General features: G+C 72.5%; 14 protein-coding genes and 1 pseudogene. 3 read left to right on the top strand and 12 right to left on the bottom strand.

Annotated elements, in window-relative coordinates:
- Positions 1-253 (bottom strand): annotated as a pseudogene (locus AKI01S_RS31385) (hypothetical protein); the annotation flags it as partial.
- Positions 254-330: 77 nt separating this feature from the next.
- Between AKI01S_RS31385 and AKI01S_RS31380 the strand changes: the two are divergent.
- Positions 331-876, top strand: a complete 546-nt coding sequence (locus tag AKI01S_RS31380; RefSeq protein WP_067825834.1) for a winged helix-turn-helix transcriptional regulator — start codon at positions 331-333, stop codon at positions 874-876.
- A 148-nt stretch (positions 877-1,024) separates the two neighbouring features.
- On the opposite strand, the gene AKI01S_RS31375 is transcribed toward AKI01S_RS31380, so the two are convergent.
- The 8 genes from AKI01S_RS31375 to AKI01S_RS31340 all read right to left on the bottom strand — a co-directional run bounded on the left by AKI01S_RS31375 (position 1,025) and on the right by AKI01S_RS31340 (position 8,543).
- Entirely contained in the window at positions 1,025-2,263 is a 1,239-nt protein-coding gene (locus AKI01S_RS31375) for a cytochrome P450 (RefSeq protein ID WP_067825817.1), read from the bottom strand.
- Positions 2,260-2,922 (bottom strand): GTP-binding protein, encoded by a 663-nt coding sequence (locus tag AKI01S_RS31370; protein WP_084000426.1) that lies wholly within the window; start codon positions 2,920-2,922, stop codon positions 2,260-2,262. Before AKI01S_RS31370 ends, AKI01S_RS31375 begins: the two co-directional genes overlap by 4 nt.
- Positions 2,903-3,265, bottom strand: a complete 363-nt coding sequence (locus AKI01S_RS31365) for a DUF742 domain-containing protein (RefSeq protein ID WP_067825812.1) — start codon at positions 3,263-3,265, stop codon at positions 2,903-2,905. The genes AKI01S_RS31370 and AKI01S_RS31365 overlap by 20 nt, the downstream gene beginning before the upstream one ends.
- Positions 3,262-3,666, bottom strand: a complete 405-nt coding sequence (locus AKI01S_RS31360) for a roadblock/LC7 domain-containing protein (protein ID WP_067825832.1) — start codon at positions 3,664-3,666, stop codon at positions 3,262-3,264. Before AKI01S_RS31360 ends, AKI01S_RS31365 begins: the two co-directional genes overlap by 4 nt.
- 147 nt (positions 3,667-3,813) lie before the next feature.
- A complete protein-coding gene (locus AKI01S_RS31355; RefSeq protein WP_245681857.1) occupies positions 3,814-5,427 on the bottom strand; it encodes a sensor histidine kinase in 1,614 nt (537 codons plus the stop codon).
- A gap of 207 nt (positions 5,428-5,634) precedes the next feature.
- Complete coding sequence (locus AKI01S_RS31350; RefSeq protein ID WP_084000424.1) at positions 5,635-6,855, bottom strand: cytochrome P450 family protein; 1,221 nt, start codon at positions 6,853-6,855, stop codon at positions 5,635-5,637.
- Between the two features lie 411 nt (positions 6,856-7,266).
- Entirely contained in the window at positions 7,267-7,659 is a 393-nt protein-coding gene (locus tag AKI01S_RS31345) for a hypothetical protein (RefSeq protein WP_067825810.1), read from the bottom strand.
- Positions 7,660-7,691: 32 nt separating this feature from the next.
- Positions 7,692-8,543, bottom strand: coding sequence for an SAM-dependent methyltransferase (locus tag AKI01S_RS31340; protein WP_245681856.1), 852 nt, complete (start codon positions 8,541-8,543; stop codon positions 7,692-7,694).
- A gap of 81 nt (positions 8,544-8,624) precedes the next feature.
- On the opposite strand from AKI01S_RS31340, the gene AKI01S_RS31335 reads away from it, so the two are divergent.
- Both AKI01S_RS31335 and AKI01S_RS31330 read left to right on the top strand, forming a co-directional pair.
- Entirely contained in the window at positions 8,625-9,962 is a 1,338-nt protein-coding gene (locus AKI01S_RS31335) for a cytochrome P450 (protein WP_067825806.1), read from the top strand.
- Positions 9,963-10,170: 208 nt separating this feature from the next.
- Entirely contained in the window at positions 10,171-11,205 is a 1,035-nt protein-coding gene (locus tag AKI01S_RS31330; protein ID WP_157420274.1) for a WD40 repeat domain-containing protein, read from the top strand.
- A 30-nt stretch (positions 11,206-11,235) separates the two neighbouring features.
- On the opposite strand, the gene AKI01S_RS31325 is transcribed toward AKI01S_RS31330, so the two are convergent.
- From AKI01S_RS31325 to AKI01S_RS31315, 3 genes are read right to left on the bottom strand one after another with little or no spacing between them, the layout of a single operon-like run.
- A complete protein-coding gene (locus AKI01S_RS31325) occupies positions 11,236-12,441 on the bottom strand; it encodes a cytochrome P450 (RefSeq protein ID WP_067825802.1) in 1,206 nt (401 codons plus the stop codon).
- 44 nt (positions 12,442-12,485) lie between these two features.
- Positions 12,486-13,289, bottom strand: coding sequence for an ABC transporter permease (locus tag AKI01S_RS31320; RefSeq protein WP_067825800.1), 804 nt, complete (start codon positions 13,287-13,289; stop codon positions 12,486-12,488).
- Positions 13,286-14,260 carry an ATP-binding cassette domain-containing protein gene (locus AKI01S_RS31315; protein ID WP_067825797.1) on the bottom strand — a complete coding sequence of 325 codons (975 nt, stop codon included), beginning with the start codon at positions 14,258-14,260 and terminating at the stop codon, positions 13,286-13,288. Before AKI01S_RS31315 ends, AKI01S_RS31320 begins: the two co-directional genes overlap by 4 nt.
- Between the last annotated feature and the right edge of the window lie 18 nt (positions 14,261-14,278).

Genomic DNA, 14,278 nt, shown 5'->3' with positions numbered 1-14,278 from the left:
CGGCGCGGGCCATGGCGGTCGCGGCCGGGGACGGGTCCACCGACACCACGTCCATGCCGAGCCGCGCGAGCCCGAGGGCCACCGCGCCGCGCCCGCCCCCGAGCACGGCCGCGCGCAGGCCCGCCGGGGCGGTGCCGGTCCGCGCCAGCACCCCGTCCACGTACTCCATCCGGGCCCGGTGGAAGGCGACGGCCCGAAGCTGCCTGCCGTCGACGGTCCCGGGGGCCTCGGTGTCCAGCTCGGCGATCGTCATGCCCGCCCTCCCTGTGAGTTCCTTGAGGGAACTTAACACAGTGGGTTCCCTCAAGGAACTCAGATAGGGTGGGCGGCGTGAACCGCACCCCGCTGGGCGATGTGGCCTGCTCCATCGCCCGCGCCACCGACCTGTTCGGCGACGCCTGGACGGCCCTGATCATGCGCGACGTCCTCGTCGGCGTGACCCGCTTCGACGACCTGGTCACCGACCTCGGGATCTCCCGCAAGGTGCTGGCGGCGCGGCTGGCCCGCCTCGTCGAGGAGGGCGTGCTGGAACGCGAGCCCTACCAGGACCACCCGCCCCGCCACCACTACCGCCCGACGCGCAAGGGCCGGGAGCTGTACCCGGTCCTGCTGGCCCTGATGGCCTGGGGGGACCGCTGGTACTCCGCCCACGAGGGCGGACCGCCCGCGCGCATCCACCACCACGACTGCGACCGCGACACGACACCGGTGACCGTCTGCGAGCACTGCGGCGGCGAGCTGACCCTCGACACCACGACCCAGCTCCCCGGTCCCGGCGGCCGCATCGGCCCCGGCACCCGCGTGCTGGCCCCCCTGATCGCGTCCCGCGCCCTCCCCGCCGAGAAGGACCGGAACGCCCCGACCGGCACCCCCTGAGGGCGCGGCTCTCCCGGGCAAGACGGTGAGGAGCCCGTCACCGAGGGCGGCTACAAGGCCGGGCACGCCGAGCCGGCGCCCGCCCCCTGGCCCCGCACGGCCCGACCCCGCACGGCCCGCACGGCCCGACCCCGCACGGCCCGGTCCCTCACCGCCCCGGCGCCGCGGCCGGGCTGAACCTGACCGGCAGGGAGGCCAGGCGGCGGACCCAGAACGACGGGAGCCACAGCAGCTCGTCGGCCCCCACCGCCAGCTCCATGTCGGGCAGCCGGTCGAGTAGCACCTCGACCGCCGTCCTGGCGATGACCTCGGCGAGCTCGGGGGCGGGGAAGGGGCACCCGTGGTCGCCGTGCCCGAACGACAGGTGGGCGCGGTTGCCGACGCCGACGCCGTGCGCGGGGGGCTGCACCTGGGGGTCGGCGTTGGCCGCGGCCCAGCCCAGGATCAGCATGTCGCCGGGACGGATCCTGCGGCCGGCCAGCTCGCAGGCGTGCACGGCGAAGCGCCCGATGTTGTTCTGGGACGGGGTGTCCTCCCACAGCACCTGGTTGAGCGCCTGGGCGACGCTGCCGCGGCCGCCCTGGAGCGTCACGGCGAACCGCTCGTCGACCAGCATCAGCCGCAGCGTGTTGCCGATCCAGTGGCCGGTGGGCAGGTGCCCGGCGCTCAGCATGATCAGCAGGTCGTTGACCAGGTCGTCGGTGGCGTCGTACGCGGAGTGCTCCAGCAGGCGGGAGGTGACGTCCGGCCCGGGGCGCGCCCGGCGGGACCCGGCCAGCGCGCGCATCATCTCCTGGAGCCGCTGGTGCGCCGGGACCGCGTTCTCGTCGGAGCCCGCCACGTACTGGATGTCGCGGATCATGTCGGGCACCTCGGCGTCCGGGACGCCGAACAGCCGGGCCATCACCAGCGGCGGGAGCCGGTCGGCGAACTGGCTGATCAGGTCGGCCTCGCCGTCCCCGGCGAACTCGTCGATCAGCGCGTCGGCGGTGCGCTCGCAGCTGTCGCCGAGCTCGGTGCGGTCCACGGCGTCCAGCGCGTCGCTGATCGCGGCGCTGCGCCGCTGGTGCTCCTCGCCCTCGGCGAGCAGCACCGACGGGTTCCACCCGACGAACGGCAGCAGCGACCAGTTCTCGGGGACCAGGTCCCAGGCGTTCCAGCGGCGGGTGTCGCGGGCGAACAGGGCCGGGTTGCCGGTGACGTGGTTGACCTCCCGGTACCCGATCACATACCAGGCGGGGATGTCGCCTTCGAGCAGGACGGGCACGACCGGGCCGTGCTCGCGCCGCATCCGCTCGAAGAAGTCCTTCGACCGCTGGTCGAACTCCTCCCCGTACAGGCGGACGGCGCCCTCGTCGACGGGCGGCCGGGCGGTCTCGTGGGTCACTGCGCGGCCTCCTGGAGCGCGGTGGGGTCGTGGAGCGTGGCGAGGTGCCGGACGAGCGTGATCAGCACGCCCTTGCAGGACTCCCGGAGCCGGGCGTCGCAGTCGACCAGCGGGACGTTCCCGGGCAGCGACAGCGCGTCGCGCACCCGCTCCAGCGAGGGCTGCGGACCGGGGCCGTCGAACCGGTTGACCGCCACCACGAACGGCATCCTGTGGTGCTCCAGCCGGTCGAGCGGGTAGAAGGAGTCCTCCAGGCGGCGCGTGTCCACCATCACCACCGCGCCCAGGCTGCCGGAGAACAGCTGGTCCCAGATGAACCAGAACCGCTGCTGGCCGGGGGCGCCGAACAGGTAGAGCACGCGGTGGTCGTCCAGGGAGATCCGGCCGAAGTCGAACGCGACCGTGGTGGTCCGCTTGTCGGAGACGCGGGCGACGTCGTCGATGCCGACGCCGACCTCCGTCATGACCTCCTCGGTGCTCAGCGGGCGGATCTCGGAGACCGAGCCGACCATGGTGGTCTTCCCGACGCCGAACCCGCCCACGATCACGATCTTCAGCGCGTCCCGCACGGTGCGGCGCAGCGGCACCTCGCCCGCGGGCCCGGCCGGAGCGCCGCCGGCTCCGGGCGCCGCCGGCTGGTCAGAGGGCTTCGAGTCCAACGAGCACCTGCTTCAACGTTTCCAGGTCGGCCGGATGGTTCACCGTGGTGGCCGACGTCGGATGGCGGACGGTGATGTGACCGGTGTCGCGCAGGTCGAGCAGCAGGATCTTCACCACGCTCACCGGCAGCCTCAGATGGGAGGACAGCTCGACCACCGCCACCGGCTCGTGGCGGCACAGCCGCAGGATCGCGACGTGCTCGGACTGCATGCCGGGCGCCGGGTCGTTCTCGGCGACGACCAGCGTGACCAGGTCGAGGGCGTCGTCGTCGACCCGACTGCGGCCACCGGTCACGGTGTAGAGCCGGTCGGGGTCGTCGAAATCCAGGGGGCGCGGGTTCATCTCGACGAGGCGGTGCGCGGCGCCGCGGTCAGGTAGCCGCCGATCTGCTCCACCAGCTCGTTCATGCTGTGCCCGACCAGGCCGACGTCGGCGTCCTCGTGGGCCACCACGGCCAGGTGGGCCCCCGCCCCGGCCGGGATGATCAGCAGCAGCCCGCCGACGAACTCCATCATCGACTGGCCGGCGCCGACGCCGGTGCCGAACTCGTGGGAGGCGGTCATGGACAGGCTCTGGATCCCCGAGGCGATGGCCGCGAGCTGGTCGGCCCGGTCGTCGTCCAGCCCCGGGGTGTGGCAGATCTTCAGACCGTCCCGGGACAGCACCAGGACGTGCTGGACGCCGGGGGCCCGGTCCGCGAGGGACGCCAGCAGCCAGTCGAGTTGGCGTTCATCGGTGCTCATCAAGATCACGGGACGCTCCCCGCCGCGACGCCCGCCGCGGATGCGCGCCCCTGCCTCCTATCTGTCGATCCTGCGGTCCGGACGAGGGTGCCGGGTCCGGCCGGCCCGGCGGCCCGGACGCGGAACGGTCCGCCGGGCCATGGGGTCCTACTGGTCGGGTTCGTGGGCGGACGCGGTGTCGCCGGTCGTGCGGTGGCGCCCCGAGGCGGACTGGCGGAACGCGGCGAACCGCGCCCCCGGATCGCGGGGCGGGGGAGCCGGCGCCGCCGGCGGCTCGACCGTTCCGGTGAGCGTGGCGCCGCGACGGCGTTTGGGCAGGTATGACGTGTCGGGGGCACCCGGCGCCGCCGCCGAGGCCATGGCGCCGGCGGGTTCGCGGGCGGGCGCCGGGACGCCGCGGGGCGCGCTCCGGACGGACTCCGCCAGCGTCGTCCGGGTGGCGTCGGTGGCGGAGTGGGTGATGAGCTGGCGCGGGATCAGCACGACCACGCCGATGCCGCCGCGCGAGGACGGCCGGAAGCTCACCCGCAGGCCGTGCTTGCCCGCCAGCCGCCCGACCACCGCCAGCCCCAGCCGGGTGCCGGGCAGCGACGTCAGGTCGGCGGTCTCCGACACCAGCCGCTCGGCGCGCTCCCGCTCGCGCTGCCGCATGCCGAGGCCGCTGTCCTCGATGGTGACGACGACGCCCGCGTCCTCCTCCTCGGCGTAGACGTGCACGGCGCTGCCGTGCGGGGAGAAGTTGGCGGCGTTGTCCATCAGCTCGGCCAGCGCGTGCATGACGCCCTCGGCGGCGAACCCGACGACGGCGGCGGTGCTGGTCGAGTGGTACTGGACGCGCTGGTAGGAGGCGATCCGGCCCATGGCGCCGCGGATGACGCTCTCCAGCTTGATGGGCTTGGTCCAGCGCCGTCCCGAACGGCCGCCGCTGAGCAGCGCGATGCTGTCGGCCAGGCGTCCCAGCTGGGAGACGTGGTGGTCGAGGTCGAGCAGGTCGCCGAAGACCTCGTCCTCGTTGTAGCGGTCCTCCAGCTCGCGAAGCTGGGCGAGCATGCGGGTGGTCTGCGCCTGGATCCGCGCCGCCGCGCTCGCGCAGGCCGCCATGGCCGACGCCCTGGTGCGCTCGCCCGCGGCGAGGTTGCCGGCGAACTCGCGCAGGAGCCGTTCCAGCGCCGCGTGCTCGGGCGCCGGGAGGTCGGCCAGCGCGGACGCCGCCGAGACGCGGTCCCGGCGGATCCGGTCGATCAGGGCGGGCAGCGTCGTGTCGGCCAGCCGCGCGACCTCGTCCTCCAGCGCGGCCAGCTCGGCCCTGGCCCGCGCCGCGCCGTGCTCGCTCGCGGCGACGCCCTCCGCCACCATGCGCACCAGCCGGCCCAGCAGGTGGTCCGGGACGGCCCGCAGCTCGGCCAGGGTCTCGTCCGGGGCGGCCCCCGCGTGGAGCCGTTCGATCAGCGCGGGCAGCGGCCCGTCGACCAGCTCCCGGAGCCGGTGCTCCAGCAGGTCGCCCTCGTTCTCCACCCAGGCCAGCCGGTCACGGTAGGTCCGCGCGTACTCGGCCTGGTAGGCCGCCACCCCGATGGCCAGGCTGACGAGCAGCGCCGCCGCGCCGCCGCCCGCCGCGACCAGCGTGCGCGACTGCCCGTCCACCGCCAGGAGCGTTCCCAGCAGGGCGCCGCCGGCGACGATCGCCGTGATCATCCAGGTCCAGAACGCGCGTTCCAGCGCGGCGCGCTCGATGGGTGCCCGACCTGCTCGTGTTGCCATCCATCGTGTCCTTGTGAGCGTTGGTGACTGGCGCGCTGGACTCTCTCGACCCGTCGCACGGCGGCCATAACGGAAAGGAGCGATCTGGATGCACCATAACGTTCGTGCGCGCGGAGGGTCATAGAAATCGATCTATTGCGGGCACGCCGGTCGGCGCGCTCCGGACGGGCCCGCCCGGCGGCCGGAACCGCCGGGCGGGACGGCGGTTCAGGGCCTGACGGCGCCGAGGGTGACCGGCAGGGAGAGCGGGCCGACCGTGAAGAACGACGGCGAGTAGGGGATGTCGTCCGGGTCGATGGCGAGGGCCAGGTCGGGCACCCGCCGGTACAACGTGGCGAGCGCCAGCCGCCCCTCCATCCGGGCCAGCGACGCGCCGATGCAGAACCGGGGGCCGTGGCCGAAGCTGAGGCGCCCGTTGCGTTCCCGGGTGATGTCGAACCGGTCCGCGTCCTCGCCGTGCTCCGCCGGGTCGAGGCCGCTCGCCTGGTAGAGCACGCCGACCGCCTGCCCCTTGGGGATGGGCACCCCGGCGACGGTCACGTCCTCCGCGGTGAAGCGGAAGCTGGTCATCATCACCGAGTGGCGGTAGCGCAGGGTCTCCTCGACCACGTCGTCCCACCGGTCCCCGGCCTTGGCCAGCGCGAGCTGGTCGGGGTTCTGGGACAGCGCCACGACGGCGTTGCCGAGCAGGTGGACGGTGGTCTCGTGGCCCGCGACGAGCATCAGCCACAGCACGCCGACCAGCTCGTCGGTGGTGAGCCGGTCGCCCTCGTCGCGCGCCTGGACCAGACCGGAGGTGAGGTCGTCGCCGGGCGTCCGCCGCTTGCGCTCCGCCAGCTCGTGCAGGTAGCCCTGCAGGGCGTTCTGCGTCGCGAACGCCTCCTCCGGCGAGGTGGTGTGCGCCAGCAGCGCGGCGGTCCACCGGCGCACGTCGGGCCGTTCCCCGGCGGGCACGCCGAACAGCTCGCAGATCACCGACACCGGCAGCGCCTCGGTGAAGGTGGGCACCAGGTCGACGCCGTCGCCGGCGGCCGTCACGTCGTCGAGCAGGCCGTCCACGATCTGCTGGATGCGCGGCCGCAACGCCTGCACCCGCGCGGGCGTGAACGCCTTGCCGACCAGGCCGCGCAGCCGCCGGTGGTCGCCGCCGTCCATGGTGGACAGGTGACCGCCCTGGACGATGGCGCGCAGCGGCCAGTCCTCGGGGATCGACCCGTCGTGCAGGGCTGGCCAGTGCTTCGGGTCCCGCAGGAAGGTCCGGTTGTCCCCGGCGAGGATCTCCCGTACGGCGTTGTGGGTCAGTGCCAGGTAGGCGGGGACGCCCCCGGGGAACTCCACCTGGACCACGGGGGCGATCTCCCGCAGCCGGAGGCAGGTGTCGAGGGGCGCTTCGTCGGCGGCGGGGAAGGAGGGCAGGCGCGTTGTCATTCGTCCCCATCTGGAAGTAAGGGAGGTGGTAAGTGACGGCTGTTCATCAATATCCCTCTTGATCATCCCGAGGCAAGGCATTCGTGGGGCGAACGGCGCGACGATCGTGACGCCCAGGAGGCGTCGCGTGGGACGCGACCGGCCTTTGGCCAGTGTTATGTCAGAAGAATCGACACACCGAGAACCTCATCACCTTTGGCCATTTAGCCTGAAATGTCGGAAGCTGGCCCTGTGTCGAGGGCCACACGCCGCCTCCTGGTGCCGCCGTGGTGATCGAGGCCCGGCCGGGGCGCGCGACCGCCGCCACCAGGCCCCGGGCTTCCCTCCGCAATTGAGGTCGCCACGCGTTTTCCCGCCGCCACCTTTCGAAACCCGGCAACGGCTTTTGCGCGGCCCATTAGTGCCAGGGCACTAATGGAACGGCCCCCCGCTCCCATCGCCGCGCAGCGCGAGGGCCCGGTCCAGCAGGTGCCGCAACTCGGGGCCCTCGACGAGGGCGGAGGGCGACGGCCCGCCGAAGCGGAGGCGCGTGAGCACCCACAGCTCCCTGTGCTCCAGGTCCTCGGTCTCCCACCCGCCGAACTCGGGAGGGACGGCGTCGCTCTCCCGGGCCCGGTAGGCGGCGAACACGTCGGGGAGGCGCATGCCGCTCCCGCCGGGGCGGAAGCGTTCGTGCAGCTCCTCGGCCGTGAGGCGTCCGGAGAGGTTCCGCAGCGAGAGGGCGAAACCCAGGAAGTCGCCGATGACCTGCTCCGGGTCCTCGGTGACGTGGAAGAGGGGCCCCTGGAGGCGAACGGTGCGCATACCCGACGTGGATACCAGGGTGCCCGGCCCGGCTACAGGCCGCCCGGCGCTTCGGCCTTGTGTCCCACGCCCGCGTAGCACCACTGGCGTTCGGCGCCGAGCGGGACGGTCGCGCCCGGATCGGGACGCCACATCGACAGGGTGGTGAGGCCCGGCTCCACCAGCTCCAGGTCGTCGAACAGCCGCAGGACCTGCGCGCGGCTGCGCAGGGTGATCTGGTTCGTGGCCTTCTCGTACGCCGCGGCCGCGTCCTGGACCCTGCTGTCGGTGTCGAAGTCACCGGTCACGTGCGACACCGCCAGATAGCTTCCGGGCGCCATGGCGGCGCGGATCCGCGCCACGATCCCGGGCGGGTCGTACTCGTCGTCGATGAAGTGCAGCACCGCCAGCATCAGCACCGCGACCGGCTGGTCGAAGTCGATGAGCCTGCCCAGCTCGGGATCGCCCAGGATCTCGTCGATGCGCCGGATGTCGCCCTGGATGACGGTCACCTCCGGCTTGTTGGCCAGCAGCGCCCGCCCGTGGGTCAGCACGATCGGCTCCACGTCGACGTACACGACGCGGGCGTCGGGGGCGACCTGGTGGGCGATCTCGTGCACGTTGCCCTGGGTCGGCAGGCCCGAGCCGAGGTCGATGAACTGCCGGATGCCGGACTGGGCCAGGAACCGCACCGCGCGCCGCAGGAAGGCGCGGTTCTCGCGCGCCATGAACGGGGTGTCGGGCGCGTGCCGGACCACCTCCGCCACGGCCTCCCGGTCGACGGCGTAATTGTCCTTGCCCCCGAGCAGGTAGTCGTACATCCGCGGGACGTTGGGCGTCTGCGGGTCGACGGCGCTCAGTGTCTTCTCCCCGGCCTGCATGGCAGCGATTTCAACTCCGGCCATATCGTGAAGTGTCCAGAACATGAAAGCATTGCGGCCATCCCGGAACAACCGAATCGAAGATTCTGACGTGGGAGAGCGCAAATGCGAGGCGACGGCACCACCCCATCGCAGATCCCTGGACCCCCCGCGGAGGGCGACGGCGCCGACGCCGTCGCGGCCGCCGGAGGGCTGCACAACTATCAGTTGAAACTTCACGCGGAATACGGGCCGGTGGTCCGGTTCCCGCTGCCCGGCGCGGGCATGGCGGTGTCGGTCGCCGATCCGGTGCTGCTGGAGGCCACCGCGAAGATCAACAAGCGGCCCGAGAAGCTCTTCGAGTTCCTGGCCCCCCTCCAGGAGTCGGGCAACCTGCAGACGATCCCGGCCGACGAGCACGGCCCGTGGCGCCGGGTGATGCTGTCGGTGCTGGCCGGGCGGCCCTCGCATGAGGCGCACTTCGCGCGGTTCGCCGCGCTGACGGACGAGCTGGCCGACCGGTGGGCCGAGCGCGCCGCCGAGGGCACGGTCGCCCTCCAGCGGGACCTGAGCGAGCTGTCCCTGCGCATGATCTGCCAGTACGCGCTCGGCAGCGGCCTGGAGTCCCCGGAGGCGGCCGGGCGGGTCGTGTCCGCGTTCGAGGAGGTGCTCACCGCGTACCTGACGCCCGGGGCGGACACCTCGGGCGCCGAGCGGGCCCTGGCCCACCTGCGCGCGACCGTCGACCAGGTGCTCACCGCCCACCGCGAACGCGGCGCCGACGAGCGGGCCGACCGCAGCGACCTGATCGCCGCCCTGGCCGCGGCGGGCGAGTCCCCGGCGCGGATCCGCGACACCGTGCTGATGACCATGCTGGCCGCCCACCACACCACCGGCGTCGCCATCTCCTGGACGCTGTACCTGCTGGCCGGGCACCCCGACGTGGCCAAGCGCGTCACCGAGGAACTGGACCGGGTCCTGGGCGACCGCGCCGTGCCCGAGTACGGCGACCTCAGGAAGCTGACCTACCTGGACAGGGTGCTCAGGGAGACGATGCGGCTGTACCCGCCGGGCCCGTACGGCGCGCGGGAGGCCACCGAGGACCTCGTGCTCGGCGAGTACACCGTTCCCGCGGGCACGACCATCTTCTACCCGTTCTGGGCCGTGCACATGAACCCCGAGTACTGGCCCGACCCGCAGGTGTTCGACCCCGACCGGTTCACCGCGGAGGCGTCGGCCGAGCGGCCCCGGCTGGCCTACATCCCGTTCGGCGTCGGCCCGCGCAGCTGTGAGGGCGCCGCCCTCGCGGTCGTCGAGGCCCAGTTGGTGCTGGCCATCCTGCTGAAGCGCTTCCACTTCGAGCCGGCCCCCGAACAGACGGTCACGCCCATCGAACGCTTCGTCCTGTGGGCCGCCGAGGACATCCACATGAACCTCACGCCGCGCGAGTCCGCCCACGCCTGAACCTCGCGTCGCCCGCACGGCTGTCGAGGCAGGGCCCGCACCGCCTCGACAGCCCCTCGGCGGTCACGGACATCTCGCTTTCGAAAACAACTCGGACTGAGTCGAACATCGCGGCGGCAAGCCAATTCCCAACGCATGGCCTGCTGCGGTTATCGGAAGTTCGCCGGAAAACCGGCGCCTTTTCGTCCGGTTCACTACGATCTTCCGCATGTCATCCGAACGAATGGTCCAGGACGGCGTGGTCCCGTCCGACAGTCCCGTCAACGACCTCGCGGTGGTCGAGGTGGACGGACGTCCTCTGGTGATATGCGCCGACTCCCGGAACGACGTGTGGACGTGGGATGTGCTCGGTGACGAGTGGACCGAACGCCCGCTGGAGGCACTCAGGGAATACGACGAGGAAGAGGAGTACGACGACGAGGAAGAGGACGAGGACGCCGACGAGGAAGAGGACGACGACCGGCTCGCACCCCACCTCTACCCCGACTTCATGCGTGTCGGGGCGGAGGTCGTGGGCGGCCGGGTCGTGCTGGCCACGGGCGGGCACCACCAGGGCCCGGCCCTGTGGGATCTGATGAGCGGCGAGCTGCTCAGCGGCGTCATCCTGAGCCACGGCGGCGTCCACGCCCTGGACACGACCCGTTCGGACGGGCGTCTCGTCCTCGTCGCGGGCAATTCCGCTCCCGAGCATTACGAGTGGGACCCGGCGTCCCCGGAATGGATCGAGGAACGGTGCCGGGAACTCCCCGGGCATTCGGACGACATGGGGGACCTCGCGGTTTCGTGGATCGGCGGGCGCGTGCTCGTGGCGTCGGCGTCCGGAGACGGTGTGCAGGTGACGGATCTGGAACGCGGCGAGCGGCTGCACGCGATGACCGGCGCGGGCGTTTTCCGCACCGTCGTGCTGTCGGAGGGCGTCGTGGCGGCGACGAACGACGACGGCGACCTCTGGCGTTGGAGCCTGGCCGACGCCGGGCCGATCGCGGATCCCGTCAGTGCCCACGACGCCGGGATCCTCGCCATGGACGCCGCCGTGGCCGGGGGACGCGCGCTCGCGGTGACCGGCGGCGACGACGGAACCGCGCGGATCTGGGACCTCACCCACGGCGTCCCGGTCGGGACACCCCTGACCGGCCACCGGAGCCGGATCAACGCGGTGGTCGTGACGGAGGTCCGCGGCCGCCCGGTCGCCGTGACCGCCGGCCAGGACGGCCTGGTCCACCTGTGGGATCTCACCCCCTGACCCGCCCGGTCGCGTGCGGACGGCCGCCGGTCACGCGTCCCAGGTGACCGGCAGGCTCTTCACCCCGTAGACGTCGGCGGTCTCCGGGCGCAGGGCGACCTCCTCGGCCGGGACGGCCAGGCGCAGCGTGGGGAAGCGGTCGAACAGCGCGGGGAACGCGACGTGCATCTCGACGCGGGCCAGCTGCTGCCCCAGGCACTGGTGGACGCCGTGGCCGAAGGCCAGGTGCCCGCCCTCCCGCCGCCGGAGGTCGAGCACGTGGGGATCGGTGAAGCGCTCGGGATCGCGGTTGGCGGTGTTGTACGACAGGATGACCGCCGTACCGGCCTCGATCGTCTGGCCGCCCACCTCGACGTCCTCCAGCGCCGTCCGCATGAACGTCTTGGCGACGGTCAGGTAGCGCAGCAGCTCCTCCACGGCCTGGTCGGTGAGCGCGGGATCGGCGCGCAGCGCGGCCAGCTGCGCCGGGTCGCGCAGCAGCGCGAAGGTGCCCAGTGCCAGCATGTTCGCGGTGGTGTCGAACCCGGCCGCCAGCAGGAGCAGCCCGATCCCCTTCAGCTCCTCGTCGGTCAGGTCGCTGTCGGTGAGGTCGCTGAGCACGTCGTCGGTGGGACGGGCGCGCTTGGCGGCCACCAGCTCGGCGAGGTGGTCCTGGACCGCGGTGTAGGCCGCCATCTGCTCCTCGTCCCCGGCCTCCCCGCCGAGCAGCGACTCGATCTGCTCCTGGAAGGAGCCCCGGTCCCGGTACGGCACCCCCAGCAGCTCGCAGATCATGATGGCGGGGACGGGCCGGGCGAACGCGGTCACCAGGTCCACCGGCGGCCCGGCCTCCTCCATGGCGTCCAGATGCTCGGCGGTGATCTGCTCGACGCGCTCGGTGAGCAGCCGCATCCGCCGTACGGTGAACTTGCCCACCAGCGGTTTCCGGTAGCGCCCGTGCCGCGGCTCGTCCATGAGGAGGAACTCGCCGGGCGCCGCCGGTGGGATCTCCACGCCGGTGAGGTCGAGGAACGGGTGGAGCATCAGCTCCCGGCGCGAGCTGAACCGCGGGTCGGCCAGCACCGACCTGACCAGGTCGTATCCGGTGACCAGCCAGCCGGGTCTCCCGCCGGGGAAGGTGTAGCGGCTGATGGGGCCGTGCCGGCGGGCGTCGATCAGCTCGTCCGGCGGGTCGAACGGGCAGCCGGGCCGCCGCTCCGTCGGCAGCGCCGTGACGGTGTGGAGGGATTCGCTCATGATCGTTCCTCACCTCTCGTCGGTAAGCGTTCGGGCGCCGGTGGTCAGGCGCTGACGGCCTTCTTGTAGAGGCGGGTCGCCAGCGGGACGAACACGAGGAGCATGACGGCGATCCAGAGCAGCGACACCGGGACGGCGTGCTGGAGGGGCCAGGCGTCGGAGGTCTTCATCGCGGGGCTGGTGTTGCCGAACAGCTCGCGCGCGGCCTGGGTGAAGGTGGACACGGGATTCCACTCGGCGACGACGCGCACCGGCGTGGGCAGCCTGGAGCTGTCGAGGAAGGCGTTGGAGACGAACATCAGCGGCAGCGACACCATGGTGGCGATGTTGTTGAAGCTCTCCGGGGTGCGCAGGCTCAGCGCGACGGTCGCGGTGACCCAGGAGAACGCGTAGGCGAACAACAGCAGCAGCCCGAACCCGAGGACGGCCTCAAGGGGCGAGGTGTGCACCCGCCAGCCGACGATCAGGCCCATCGCCGCCATGACGACCAGGCTGGCGAGGTTCATCAGCAGGTCGCTGAAGGTCTGGCCGGTCAGCACCGCGGACGGGGCCATGGGCAGCGAGCGGAACCGGTCGAAGATGCCCTTCTGCAGGTCCAGGGTCAGCGTGTAACCGGTGATCTGCGCGCCCGAGATCACGGCCTGGACGAAGATGCCGGGGATCAGGAACTCCCGGTACGACATCCCGGGGACGTCGATGACGCTGCCGAAGACGTAGGCGAACAGCAGCACCAGCACGATCGGGAGCATGATGACGCTGCCGAGCAGGTCCGGCGACCGCCTGATCTTCAGGGCGTTGCGCCGGGCGATGGTCCAGCCGTCGGCGAGGGGCATGGTGAGCGCGTTCATCGGATGGCCTCCCGGACCTGCTCGTCGGTGCCGGACGCGCGGTGTCCGGTCAGGGTGAGGTAGACGTCGTCGAGGGTGGGCCGCCGCAGCCCGGCGTCCCGGACCCGGACCCCGGCGTCGGCCAGCCGCCCGAGGGCGTGGCGGAGCGACTCGGGGCCGTCGGTGACCGGGACGGTGATCTGGAGCGACTCGGGGACGGTCCGCATGGCGCCGACGGCGACCCAGGCGAGGGCGTCCCGGGCGACCTCCAGCTCGGCGGCGTCGGTCACGCTCAGCTCGATGCGGTTGCCGCCGACCTGGTCCTTCAGCTCGTCGGCGGTGCCGCGGGCGATGGCGCGACCGTGGTCGACCACCATGATCTGGTCGGCGAGGCGGTCGGCCTCCTCCATGTACTGGGTGGTCAGCAGCAGCGTGCTGCCGCCCGCGACGAGTTCGGAGATGGTGTCCCACAGCGCGGCGCGGGCGCGGGGGTCCAGGCCGGTGGTGGGCTCGTCCAGGAACAGCACCGGCGGGTTGGCGACCAGCGCGCCGGCGAGGTCGATGCGGCGCCGCATGCCGCCGGAGTAGCCCCTCACCGGACGGTCGGCGGCGCCGGTGAGGTCGAAGCGTTCCAGCAGCTCGCGGGCGCGGGCCCGGCTGCGCCTGGCGCCCAGGTGGTACAGGCGTCCGATCATCTCCAGGTTCTCGGCGCCGGTGAGGTGCTCGTCGACGGCCGCGTACTGGCCGGACAGCCCGATGTAGGAGCGCAGCCGCCGGGCCTCGGCGACGACGTCGCATCCGGCGACGGTGGCGCGGCCCCCGTCGGGACGCAGCAGCGTGGTCAGGATCCGCACCGTCGTGGTCTTGCCGGCGCCGTTCGGGCCGAGCAGGGCGAGCACCGTCCCTCGCGGGACGGAGAAGCTCAGCCCGTTCAGGGCGGTCACCTCGCCGTATCTCTTGACCAGCCCTTCGGCTGTGATCGCGTCGCTCATGGGGGGCTCCTCGCGCGG

It is taken from the genome of Actinomadura kijaniata NBRC 14229 (assembly GCF_001552175.1).
GTDB lineage: Bacteria > Actinomycetota > Actinomycetes > Streptosporangiales > Streptosporangiaceae > Spirillospora > Spirillospora kijaniata.
The sequence above is the reverse complement of the archived record's forward strand: the minus strand, read 5'-3'. Positions and strand labels throughout refer to the sequence as shown.